Below are 10,653 nucleotides of genomic sequence, written 5' to 3'. Positions count from 1 at the left end.
AGAAGGCGGTGTCAGCCTTGGGCATGACGAAGGGCGCGCGGCTCATCGACTCGACGCCACCGGCGATCATCAGCTCGGCCTCGCCGGCCTTGATGGCGCGCGCCGCGATGGTGACGGCATCCATGCCCGAGCCGCAGAGGCGGTTGACGGTCGACCCCGGAACGTCCTGGGGGAGGCCGGCGAGCAGCAGCGCCATGCGGGCGACGTTGCGGTTGTCCTCGCCGGCCTGGTTGGCGCAGCCATAGATGACATCTTCAACCGCCGCCCAGTCGACGCCGGCATTGCGCTCGACCAAGGCCTTCAAGGGTACCGCACCGAGATCGTCCGTTCGTACCGAGGACAGCGCGCCGCCGAAGCGGCCGATCGGCGTGCGGATGTAGTCGCAGATGAAGGCGTCGGTCATCTATGCAGCTTTCCCCTTGGCGGTCCCCTCATGCGCCGCCTTGGTGCGGGCCTGAAGATCGCGCAATGTCGTCAGCTCGAGTTCCGTCGGCGCCGGCGTCTCGTCAAGGGCCTCGGCGAATTTTACCACCCAGCCACAGGTCGCCTGCACCTGCTCGCGGGTCACGCCTGGATGCAGCGACACGACGGTGAATTCCTTGGTGACCGGATCCGGCTTCCAGATCGCGAGGTCGGTGATCAAAAGCGTCGGGCCGGCCGTATCGATGCCGAGACGCTTGCGGTGATCGCCGCCGTCGCCATGGCCGAAGGAGGTGAAGAAGTCGATCTTTTCGACCATGCCGCGCTTCGACTGCGCCATGGTGATGTAGACCTCTTTTGAAGAGGTGGCGATTTCCGGCGCGCCGCCACCGCCGGGAAGGCGCGTTTTCGGGTGTGCATAGTCGCCGATGACGGTGGTGTTGATATTGCCGAACCTGTCGAGCTGGGCCGCGCCGAGGAAGCCGATGGAGATGCGGCCGCCCTGCAGCCAGTAGCGGAACATCTCCGGCACAGCGACGGTGGTAACCGCTGTCTCGCACAGTTCGCCATCGCCGATCGACAGCGGCAGCACGTCTGGCGCGGTGCCGATGGTGCCGCTCTCATAGATCAGCGTGATGTCGGGCGCATGCGTCAGCCGCGCGACGTTGCAGGCGGCAGACGGCGCGCCGATACCGACGAAGCAGACATCCTCGCTCTTCAGCGCCCGGCTGGCGGCGATCGTCATCATCTCGTTGGGCGTGAAGCCCCGGTTTCCAGCATCGCTCATGCCGCTTTCCTCAGATGCTCGACGCGGGCGGCGAAGTCGGCCGCGCTGCTCTCGATGACGTTCTTCTGCATCCAGGCCTGGAAACGGTCACGGTCGGCGGCGATCTCGTCCCATTCGAGATAGGCCGCGTTATCGCGCGCATAATATCCATGGGTGTAGGAGGGATGCGAGCCGCCCGGCACAACGGATATTGCCGAAATGGTCCAACTCGGCAGAACGGTGAGGTTGGGGTGGAGGTCGTCGAAATTGTCGACCACTTCCTCGACCGTCACCACGGCGCGCCTGGCCGCAAGCACGGCTTCCTTCTGGATGCCGATGATGCCTTCGACCAGCACATTGCCTTTGCGGTCGGCCTTCTGCGCATGGATGAAGCTGACGTCGGGCCGGATCGATGGAACGGCGGCGAGCACTTCGCCGCTGAACGGGCAGGTGAGCGACCGTATGTTCGGGTTGACCGAAGCGAGGCCGGCGCCGCGATAACCGCGAAAGACCGCGCAGGGCAGGCCGGCGGCACCCGCCTCATAGGCGTTGGCCATGCCGGCGTGGCTGTGCTCCTCGATCTCGATCGCGCGCGGAAAGCCATTCTCGATGGCGTCGCGGGCGCGCCGCAGCAGGCCGACGCCGGGATTGCCGACATAGGAGAAGACGATCTTTCTCGCCATGCCCATGCCGATCATCTGGTCGTAGATCAGGTCCGGCGTCATGCGAATCAAAGTGAGGTCGCGAAAGCCCTGGCGAATGGCCTCATGCGCGGCCGCTGTCGGGATCAGATGGGTGAAGCCCTCGAAGGCGACCGTATCGCCGTCATGCAGGTTCTCCGCGACAGCCTCCTTCAGCGGCAGGAACTTCACCATTCTTCGGCTCCCGGTATCGAAAAGTTCGTATTGCGAACATATGTTTGATATGTGATACTTTCTAATCTTACCCTGAAGGGGAGTCAACGCCATGCAGACGGCTCTAGAAGGCGAGGCCAGTTCGCGCGATCATGTCGGCTCGCTGGAGCGCGGGCTTGCGGTGATGGAGGTCCTCGCGCGTTATCCCGCCGGCATGACGCTGACCGAGATGGCCGAGGAAACCGGCCTGACGCGCGCCGGCGCCCGCCGCTTTCTGCTGACGTTGGTGAACGCGGGTTACGCGACACAGTCGGGCCGGCTGTTTTCGCTGTCGCCACGCCTGCTCACTATCGCGCGGACCTGGCTCGGCGGTGCCTCGCTGTGGAGCTTCGCTGCACCGATCATGCGCGAGGTGGCCGGGCAGTTCGACGAGGCCTGTAACGCCGCGGTGCTGTCGGGCGAGGACGTCGTCTATGTCGCGCGCATCCCCGGCCGCCGCATCCTCAGCGTGGCGCTCGACGTCGGTACCCGGCTGCCCGCCTACTGCACATCGATGGGCCGCGTGCTGCTCTCTGGGCTGCCGGCCGATGAGATGAAGACCTTCCTCGCCGATGCAAAGATCGAGCCGCGGACGCCTCGGACGATCACCAGCCGCGCCGCGCTGGGCAAGGCAATCGACAAGGCGGGGGCGGATGGCTTCGCCATTGTCGACGAGGAACTGGAACTCGGCCTGCGTTCGATAGCCGTGCCGATCAGCGACCGTACCGGCCAGGTAGTCGCCGCCATCAACGTCTCGACGCAGTCGGCCCGGTTCTCGGTCGAGGCGATGGAGCGCGAGATCCTGCCTGTGCTGCGCAAAGCAAAGCAGCGGGTCGAGGAATTCTTCTTCGACTGACTGGCCAGCCAACTGTCTGAAGTCGGCGCCGCCCCTCATCGCCCTGCCGGGCACTTCTCCCCGTATAGTGACGGGGGCTGGCCGCAACGGCGGCGCCTGCATGCGCCGAACTCGACCGTTGACGCCGCCTTTCAAATGCATTATTGAACAGGATTATACAGGTTCAATGAACAGGTATTGATATGGCCCGTCGCGCGACGCAGCTCACTCCCGGCACCGGCAAGCCGGAGCAGATCGCGACGGTTTTGGAGCACGAAATCCGCTCCGGCGTGCTCGGCTTCGGCGACCGTCTGCAGAGCGAGAACGAACTCGTCCAGCGCTTCTCCGTCAGCCGCAACACGGTCCGAAAAGGTCTCGAGGAATTGTCGAGTCGCGGCCTGATCACCACCAGGGTCGGCATCGGTTCCTTCGTCACCTTTGACGGCATGCCGGTCGATGATGCCGTCGGCTGGTCGCGCGCGCTTGCCAATGCGGGCGCCAATGCCGAGACGCGCACGCTGCGGCTCGAAGTCATCGAGGACGCGGAGCTTGCGGCGAAGCTTGGCGTCGACAATCCAGCTTTCATCGCTGTCGATCGCGTCCGCACGAATGCAAATGACGGCCATGCGATCTCGATCGAGCGTAGCCGCCTGCCGCTGTCGCCCGAACTGGAAGACGTGCCGCTGCGCGGCCTGCGCGAAGGCTCGCTGCACCAGACGCTGCGCGGAGCAGGGCTCGTTCCCGACCATGGCGAGGAGTGGGTCGACATCGAGATGCTGAGCGCCGCCGATGCCGCCATCCTCGACTGCGCGCCGGGCACGCCCTTCCTGCGGACGCGGCGCCTGACTCGCGCCGCCGATGGTCGACCGATCGAATTCGTCACTAGCCTGCTCAACCCGGCGCATTTCGCCCTTCATCTGGAGTTTTGAGATGACGGATGCGGCCGGGGTGATCGACCGGGCAATGGGCGCGCTGATCGGCGGCGCGCTTGGCGACGCGCTGGGCATGCCGACGCAGCTTCTGTCGCCCGGCCGCATCGCCGAACTCTATGGCCATGTCGACGACTTCGTCGCGCCCGTCGACGATCATCCGGTGTCGAAGGGCCTTGAAGCCGGCACGATCACCGACGACACGGAACAGGCGCTGCTGCTTGGCCGCATCCTGGTCGGGTCCGGCGACCGTTTCGACCACACGCGCTGGGTCAATGCGCTGCTCGACTGGGAGCGCGGGGTCAAGGCACGCGGCAGCTACGACTTGCTCGGCCCGTCGACCAAGCGCGCCATCGACGCCATCAATGACGGCGTGCCGCCCGAGGAGGCCGGCAGCGGCGGCGACACCAACGGCGCGGCCATGCGCATCGCGCCAGTTGGCATCATGATGCCGCCGGAGCCACTCGACACGCTGGTTGCGAAGGTCGCGGAAACCTGCCGGGCCACGCACAATACCTCGATTGCCATAGCTTCGGCCGCCGCGGTCGCTTTGGCGGTCAGCGGCGGAGTCTCGGGCGCCGACTGGCGCGCGGCTTCCGAGCGCGCCGTGACGGCGGCACGGTTGGGGGCAACGCTCGGGCATTGGGTCACCGGCGGCGACATCGCCGCGCGGATCGCCTGGGCGCAGGACCTTGTGCGCGGCAAGGCCGAGAAAGAGGCGATCCGGCTGATCGTCGATCTGGTCGGCACCGGCGTCGCCAGCCAGGAATCGGTTCCGGCGGCGTTCGCCGTGCTGGAGGTCGCCGAAGGCGATCCGTGGCGAGCGGCTGTCATCAGCGCCAATCTCGGAGGCGACACCGACACGATCGGCGCCATTGCCGCCAGCATGGCAGGTGCCTCTGCCGGCCTGTCGCGCCTGCCGCAGGATCGCATTGCCAAATTGCACGGCATCGATCTCGCCGCGGTTCGCGCGCTGGCAGACGATCTCATCGCGGCACGCGAGGCAAAGATCCGCTCCGGCAAGGAGGCTGCAGCATGAGTGGACGGCTGGTCCATGTCGGCAGCGCCGTGGTGGACTATGTCTACCGCATCGACGCCTTGCCGGCGCCCGGCACGGAAAAGACCGCGTCGAGCTACGCGCGGGTCGCCGGTGGCGGCTTCAACATGATGGTCGCGGCGAGGCGCACCGGCATGAGGGTGGTGTTCGGCGGTCAGCTCGGTACCGGGCCGGACGGCGATTTCCTGCGCGCGGCTTTTGCCGCCGAAGGCATCTCGACGCTGACGCCGCCGTCGCCGTTGATGGACAGCGGCAATTGCGTTGCCATGATCAGCGGCGACGCCGAGCGCACCTTCGTCTCCTGGCCGGGCGCCGAGAGCCGGCTCACGCGCGACATGATGGCTTCCGTCCAAGTCCAAGCCGGTGATTGGGTTTTTACCTCCGGCTACACGCTGAGCTATCCCGGCAGCCGCGACGCGCTCGCCGACTGGATCGAGGCGCTGCCGGCGGAAGTCCCCTTCGTCTTCGATCCAACGCCGGTGATAGCCGAGATTCCGCGCCCGATCCTGGACAGGGTGCTGGCGCGCACGACCTGGCTGAGCTGCAACACCAGCGAGGCGGCCGCGATCGCAGGTTCGGGCGACGCGCAGACTGCAGCCATCCGGCTGCTCGCCGACCATTGCCGGAAAGCGGCAGGCGTCGTCATCCGCGACGGCGCGCAAGGCTGCCTAGTGCGGCTGGCCGATGGCGGTACGCGCGCCATACCCGGTTTCGAGGTCGCCGCCGTCGACACCAACGGCGCCGGCGATGCTCATATCGGCGCCTTCGTCAGCGGCCTGTCGCGCGACATGCCGCCATGCGAGGCAGCGCGCTATGCCAATGCGGCGGCAGCGATTTCCGTTACCCGCCATGGCGGATCGTCGGCGCCGACCGACGCCGAAACCCAGGAATTCCTTGCCCGGCGCGTTCAAGCGGCGATCGCGCAGGACCGGGAACGAGAGGCCACAACTTAACAAGCCCGCCAACCGGGCAAACAATGAGAGGAAAGAAACATGCGCATGCCCAGACTGACCGCTTTTTTGACGGCCACGGCCGTCTTCGCTTCAGCATTCACGCTTGCCGCCAATGCCGGTGAAGTGCATGTGCTCAACTGGAAGGGTTACGGCGCCGACGAGCCATGGGCGATCGCAGCCTTCGAGAAGGCGACCGGCAACAAGGTGGTCAACGACTTCTTCAACTCCGAACAGGAGATGCTGACCAAGCTCAGGACCAATCCCGGCCTTTACGACGTCGTCATGATCAATGCCGCCTTCAACGATCAGGCGATGGCCGGCAAGCTGATCCAGCCGATCGACGTCTCGAAGCTTGCCAACTACGCCGACATCAGCAAGGACAAGGCCGGCTCACCGATGCTCAACCATGACGGCAAGGTCTATGGCGTGCCGTGGGTGTGGGGGCTGACCGCCTTAGCGATCAACGAGAAGTCGTTCCCCAAGCCGCCGACGAGCATCGCCGAAATGTGGGATCCGGCGCATAAGGGCCGCGTCATCATCCGTGATGACGCCGTCGAGGCGGTGCAGTTCGGCGCCATCGCCAGTGGCCAGAACATAAACGACATCAAGGACATGGAAGCGGTCAAGGCGAAGCTCACCTCGCTGATGCCGCAGATCAAGACGTTCTGGAGCTCGGAGAACGACTGGAACCAGATGGTCGCCTCCAACCAGATCGACATCGGCACCTACTGGAGCGGCTCGGCCGATCGCGCCAAGACGCATTTCAAGCTGCCGGTCTCGCTGGTTATCCCGCAGGAAGGCGCCGTCGCCTGGCTCGATGCCTTCTCGATCCCGGCAGGCTCCAAGAATGTCGAGGGCGCCGAAGCCTTCATCAACTACATGATCGACCCGAAATTCTACGTCGAATGGGTCACCAAGGTCGGCGCGCCGGTATCGGCCAACACCAAAGCGGTCGAGGCGCTGCCCGAGGATGCATTCAACCGCAAGGTCATGGGCGATCCGGACGTCGCCAAGCGCATCCAGTTCCAGGCGCCGGTCACCGACGAGCAGCGCGAGAAGTACCTGGCGCTCTGGCAGGAGCTGAAGGTCAACGTGAAGTAGTCGGCGTCTTTCGGGGAGGAGAGGCATCCATGGCTGACCAGCATGCGATCGGTTCGCGGCGCGGACTGAGGCCGGCCCTGCCGCTTCTCCTGCCGGCCTATCTGTGGCTGACGGTGGCGATCTTCCTGCCGCTGTCGGCCATGGTCTTCTTCTCCTTCATGACCGACCTGCCGCTGGCCGGGAAGGAATGGGCGTTCACGCTCGACAACTACGCGGCCTTCTTCTCGCAGAGCCTTTATCTGACGCTTCTGCTTGCCTCGCTGCGGCTCGGCCTCGAGGTCACCCTTTGGTGCGTGGTGATCGGCTATCCGGCGGCCTATGTGCTGGCCAAGGTGCTGAAGGGACGCAGCCGGGAGGCGATCTTCCTGCTCGTCATCCTGCCGTTCTGGTCGAACGGGCTGGTGCGCATCTTCTCCTGGGCGATGGTGCTGCGCGAGGGCGGCATCCTCGACACGGCACTCAACGCCGTGCTGCCGTTCAAGATCAACATCGATCTCATGTATTCCTACCCGGCCGTCATCATCGGCCTGGTGCACTCCTACGTGCCCTACATGGTGCTGACCTGCTACCTGACGCTGCAGGCGATCGACGATTCGCTGATCGAGGCCGGCCGCTCGCTCGGCGCCTCGCGGCGGCAGGTTCTTTGGCGCGTCATCATACCGCTGTCGATGCCGGGCCTGATCGCGGGGGCGGCGCTGATTTTCGTGCCGGTCGTCGGCTCCTTCATGGAGCCGCGTATTCTCGGCGGCCGCACCGGCACTTTCTACGGCACCGTCATCGAGGACCAGTTCGTCGCCGTCTTCAACTGGCCGCTGGGCGCCGCTCTCTCGTTCATCCTGCTTGCCGTCGTGCTGGCGATCCTGGCGGTGGCCTCGCCAGTGTTGCGGAGGGCCGCCTGATGGCGACGACGCGCATCCTCGAATGGCTAGGGCGGTTCTACATCGTCCTGCTGCTCGCCTTCCTCTATTTGCCGATCATCATCATGGCGCTGATGTCGTTCAACGCCTCGCCCTTCTACCAATTGCCACTCGAGTGGACGACGGACTGGTACGCCTCGCTCTGGCAGAACGACCAGCTGATCGCGGCGACCTGGAACAGCATCGAGATCGCGGTCATCACCACCATCATCTCGACCGTGCTCGGCTCGGCCGCCTCGCTGGCGCTCTACCGCTACGAATTCCCGGGCAAGAAGGCCCTGCAGGCGCTGCTCTTCCCGCCGATCGCCATTCCGTGGCTGATCACAGGCACGGCGATGCTGATCTTCTTCTTCTGCATCGGCATCGGCCGCGGGCTGGTAGCCATCCTGCTCGGCCATGTCGCGCTGGCGCTGCCTTATGTGATCGTCGTTGTCTCGGCCCGGTTGCAGACCTTCGCGCCGGAGCTGGAGGAGGCGGCGCGCTCGCTCGGCGCCAACCAGTGGCAGGTGACGAACCGCGTCACGTTGCCCTGGATCATGCCCGGCGTCATCGCCGGCGGTCTGTTCGCTTTCGCCGTCTCGTTTGACCAGTTCGTGGTCTCGTACTTCCTGTCGACCCCAGGCCAGACGACGCTGCCGGTCGAGATCTATGCGGCGATCCGCAAAGGCTTCACGCCCGAGATCAACGCGGTGTCGACGATCATCATCGTGGTGTCGATGGCGCTGATGCTGGTCACGGCGCGCTTCTTCAAATTCGGCGGAGAGAAATAATGGCAGGCGTCCAGGTAGCGAACGTCTCGCGCAGTTTCGGCGCGCACAAGGCGCTGGATGACGTCTCGATCGATTTCGCCGACGGCGGCTTCTACGCACTGCTCGGGCCGTCCGGCAGCGGCAAGACCACCCTATTGCGCCAGATCGCCGGCTTCGATTTTCCGGACAGCGGCCGCATCGCCATCGGCGGCGAGAGCGTCGGGCGCGTGCCGGTCGAGAAGCGTCGCATCGGCATGGTGTTCCAGAACTATGCGCTGTTTCCCAATATGAGCGTCGCCGACAATGTCGCCTTCGGCTTGTCGGTGCGCGGCGAGGCCAAGGCGACGATCGCCGCCGAGGTGCAGCGGGCACTCGACCTCGTCCAACTTGGCAAGCTGGGTGCCCGCCGGCCGCACCAGCTTTCCGGCGGCCAGCGCCAGCGCGTGGCGTTGGCGCGCGCCATCGTCACCAAGCCGCGCGTGCTGTTGCTCGACGAGCCGCTCGGCGCGCTCGACAAGGCGCTGCGCGTCGACATGCAGATCGAGTTGAAGCGCATCCAGCGCGAGATCGGCATCACCACCATCTTCGTCACGCACGACCAGGAAGAGGCGCTGACGATGAGCGACCGCATCGGCATCCTGCGCGACGGCAGGCTGGTGCAGGAGGGGCCGCCGGAGGAGATCTACGACCGACCGCAAAGCGAGTTCGCCGCGACCTTCCTCGGCGACGCCAACATCTTTCGCGGCGACGCGACCGGCACCGGCATCCGGCTGCCCGACGGCACGGCGATCAATGCCTCGTCAGGGCCCTCGTTGGCAGCCGGCGCCAAGGCTAGTTGCGCGGTGCGGCCGGAGCGTATCCAGATCTCGACCGGCGCGGCGAAGCCCGATGCGGACAATGCCAATACGCTCAAGGGACAGGTGTCCAAGCGTATCTTCGCCGGCAACAACAGCACCTATTTTGTCGACCGCGACGGCCAGACGCTGAAGGTGATCGTGCAGAACACCGGCGCCGAAAGGTTGGCTGAAGGTCAGCCGGTGGTGCTCAGCTGGTCGCCGGACAGTACTGTGCTGATCGCGGCGGGCTAATCGACGCCGTCGGGCGGTCATCTGAAGCGTGTCGCGCTGACGCCGATTCAAGAAACGCGGCCAACTCTTTGTTTTTCAGGCCCGCCAAGAGCCGTCGGCGAGCGCGGCGTAGAGCACGTTGGCGTTGGCCCCGAGCGGCCTGTCCTCCTTGAGCGCCGGGACATGCGTGCGGACAGAAGCGTGGATGACAGCGGTTGCCGGCGCCAGCGTGATCCCTTCACGCAGGTCGACGGCCTGGGCCGCCGCCATCAGTTCCATGGCGATCAGGCGTCGCCACAGTACGATCATGTCGGCGCATTTCGAAACCGCCAGAAGCGTTTGCGTTGCGTGATCCTCCACGCCTTCCGAGACCGGCAGGTAATCGAGCATCACGGGGTTGGCCTTATGGCGGATCGCGGCCAGGATCGCCGTAACGGTCTTCTGCAGAGGCACGAAGCCGGCGGAGGCGCCGCCGAGCGGCGACAGGTATTTGGGCAGGCTGTTGCGGCCCGAGCCGGTGAGCTGGATGAAGCGAGCGGCGCAAGCCCCCGCGCATTGCGCGATTGCCAGGCCAAGCGTCTCGAAGGCCAGCGCGAGTGACGCGGTGTGAAAGTTGCCGGTCGACAGCACCAACGCGTCTTCGACCAGCACCAGCGGATTGTCGGCGGCGGCGTTGAGCTCGATCTCGACCGCCAGCCTGGCATGATCGATCGCCTGGATCAGCGCCCCGTGGATCGAGGGCATGCAGCGGATCGACAGCGGATCCTGCAAGCTCGTCTGCGTCGTTTCATGATCGCGCGCCAGCAGGTCGCGCAGCGTCCTTGCCGCCAGCAATTGGCAGGCCGCGGGCCGCGCGACATGCAGGCGCGGATCGAGAATGGTGCGGTTGGCCGCGAGCGCTTCCATGGTCAGCGCGCCGGCCTGCTGCTGCTGTTCCATCGCAGACAGCGCGTCGACAAGTGCCAG

At 65.5% G+C, this 10,653-nt stretch carries 12 protein-coding genes; 8 read left to right on the top strand and 4 right to left on the bottom strand.

Features of this window, described 5'->3' with window-relative positions; genetic code table 11:
• The 3 genes from EN745_RS20595 to EN745_RS20585 all read right to left on the bottom strand — a co-directional run.
• Positions 1–403: beta-ketoacyl synthase N-terminal-like domain-containing protein (locus tag EN745_RS20595; RefSeq protein WP_281034784.1), on the bottom strand; the 403-nt coding region annotated here is incomplete at its 3' end.
• Positions 404–1,207, bottom strand: coding sequence for a CoA-transferase subunit beta (locus tag EN745_RS20590; RefSeq protein ID WP_127422122.1), 804 nt, complete (start codon positions 1,205–1,207; stop codon positions 404–406).
• On the bottom strand, positions 1,204–2,061 hold the full coding sequence (locus EN745_RS20585; RefSeq protein WP_127422121.1) for a CoA transferase subunit A: 858 nt from the start codon (positions 2,059–2,061) through the stop codon (positions 1,204–1,206). The genes EN745_RS20590 and EN745_RS20585 overlap by 4 nt, the downstream gene beginning before the upstream one ends.
• Before the next feature lie 91 nt (positions 2,062–2,152).
• On the opposite strand from EN745_RS20585, the gene EN745_RS20580 reads away from it, so the two are divergent.
• From EN745_RS20580 to EN745_RS20545, 8 genes are all read left to right on the top strand, one after another.
• Positions 2,153–2,935 carry an IclR family transcriptional regulator C-terminal domain-containing protein gene (locus EN745_RS20580; RefSeq protein ID WP_127406846.1) on the top strand — a complete coding sequence of 261 codons (783 nt, stop codon included), beginning with the start codon at positions 2,153–2,155 and terminating at the stop codon, positions 2,933–2,935.
• A 182-nt stretch (positions 2,936–3,117) separates the two neighbouring features.
• Positions 3,118–3,843, top strand: a complete 726-nt coding sequence (locus tag EN745_RS20575) for a GntR family transcriptional regulator (RefSeq protein WP_126058998.1) — start codon at positions 3,118–3,120, stop codon at positions 3,841–3,843.
• 1 nt (position 3,844) lies between these two features.
• On the top strand, positions 3,845–4,882 hold the full coding sequence (locus EN745_RS20570; RefSeq protein ID WP_126058999.1) for an ADP-ribosylglycohydrolase family protein: 1,038 nt from the start codon (positions 3,845–3,847) through the stop codon (positions 4,880–4,882).
• Complete coding sequence (locus EN745_RS20565; RefSeq protein WP_127422120.1) at positions 4,879–5,853, top strand: PfkB family carbohydrate kinase; 975 nt, start codon at positions 4,879–4,881, stop codon at positions 5,851–5,853. Before EN745_RS20570 ends, EN745_RS20565 begins: the two co-directional genes overlap by 4 nt.
• Before the next feature lie 39 nt (positions 5,854–5,892).
• Positions 5,893–6,954, top strand: a complete 1,062-nt coding sequence (locus EN745_RS20560) for an ABC transporter substrate-binding protein (protein WP_126059001.1) — start codon at positions 5,893–5,895, stop codon at positions 6,952–6,954.
• 29 nt (positions 6,955–6,983) lie between these two features.
• Positions 6,984–7,853 carry an ABC transporter permease gene (locus EN745_RS20555; RefSeq protein ID WP_127422119.1) on the top strand — a complete coding sequence of 290 codons (870 nt, stop codon included), beginning with the start codon at positions 6,984–6,986 and terminating at the stop codon, positions 7,851–7,853.
• On the top strand, positions 7,853–8,641 hold the full coding sequence (locus EN745_RS20550; RefSeq protein WP_127422118.1) for an ABC transporter permease: 789 nt from the start codon (positions 7,853–7,855) through the stop codon (positions 8,639–8,641). Before EN745_RS20555 ends, EN745_RS20550 begins: the two co-directional genes overlap by 1 nt.
• Positions 8,641–9,708, top strand: a complete 1,068-nt coding sequence (locus EN745_RS20545; protein ID WP_127422117.1) for an ABC transporter ATP-binding protein — start codon at positions 8,641–8,643, stop codon at positions 9,706–9,708. Before EN745_RS20550 ends, EN745_RS20545 begins: the two co-directional genes overlap by 1 nt.
• Positions 9,709–9,783: 75 nt before the next feature.
• Here the strand turns inward: EN745_RS20545 and EN745_RS20540 are convergent.
• On the bottom strand, positions 9,784–10,653 hold an 870-nt coding region (locus EN745_RS20540; RefSeq protein WP_189363107.1), incomplete at its 5' end, for an aromatic amino acid lyase.

The sequence above is a fragment of the Mesorhizobium sp. M4A.F.Ca.ET.022.05.2.1 genome (assembly GCF_003998845.1).
Taxonomy (GTDB): domain Bacteria; phylum Pseudomonadota; class Alphaproteobacteria; order Rhizobiales; family Rhizobiaceae; genus Mesorhizobium.
The sequence above is the reverse complement of the archived record's forward strand: the minus strand, read 5'-3'. Positions and strand labels throughout refer to the sequence as shown.

Excerpts from the sequence above, each read along its gene's own strand:
- EN745_RS20590 (WP_127422122.1), bottom strand. The coding sequence starts at position 1,207 with ATGAGCGATGCTGGAAACCGGGGCTTCACGCCCAACGAGATGATGACG.
- EN745_RS20585 (WP_127422121.1), bottom strand. The coding sequence starts at position 2,061 with ATGGTGAAGTTCCTGCCGCTGAAGGAGGCTGTCGCGGAGAACCTGCAT.
- EN745_RS20580 (WP_127406846.1), top strand. The coding sequence starts at position 2,153 with ATGCAGACGGCTCTAGAAGGCGAGGCCAGTTCGCGCGATCATGTCGGC.
- EN745_RS20575 (WP_126058998.1), top strand. The coding sequence starts at position 3,118 with ATGGCCCGTCGCGCGACGCAGCTCACTCCCGGCACCGGCAAGCCGGAG.
- EN745_RS20570 (WP_126058999.1), top strand. The coding sequence starts at position 3,845 with ATGACGGATGCGGCCGGGGTGATCGACCGGGCAATGGGCGCGCTGATC.
- EN745_RS20565 (WP_127422120.1), top strand. The coding sequence starts at position 4,879 with ATGAGTGGACGGCTGGTCCATGTCGGCAGCGCCGTGGTGGACTATGTC.
- EN745_RS20560 (WP_126059001.1), top strand. The coding sequence starts at position 5,893 with ATGCGCATGCCCAGACTGACCGCTTTTTTGACGGCCACGGCCGTCTTC.
- EN745_RS20555 (WP_127422119.1), top strand. The coding sequence starts at position 6,984 with ATGGCTGACCAGCATGCGATCGGTTCGCGGCGCGGACTGAGGCCGGCC.
- EN745_RS20550 (WP_127422118.1), top strand. The coding sequence starts at position 7,853 with ATGGCGACGACGCGCATCCTCGAATGGCTAGGGCGGTTCTACATCGTC.
- EN745_RS20545 (WP_127422117.1), top strand. The coding sequence starts at position 8,641 with ATGGCAGGCGTCCAGGTAGCGAACGTCTCGCGCAGTTTCGGCGCGCAC.